Here is a 206-nt window from a genome sequence, read left to right as displayed (position 1 = left end):
CAAGGTCACCCGCCAGATCGTCGCGGACGCCATCCGGGGACAGGGCATCCCGCTGGCCAACGACCGGCTGACCGCCCTGGTCACCCAGCTCCGCGACGAGAACCGACCGACCCGGCCCGGCAACCGACCGGCCCCGGTCACCGCGACCGGCTGACCGACCACCCCACGGGGCGACCGGGCCGGATACCGACCGGCCCGGTCACCCG

It is taken from the genome of Streptomyces jumonjinensis (genome assembly GCF_009600885.1).
Lineage (GTDB): Bacteria > Actinomycetota > Actinomycetes > Streptomycetales > Streptomycetaceae > Streptomyces > Streptomyces jumonjinensis.
This window is presented reverse-complemented; position numbering follows the sequence as displayed.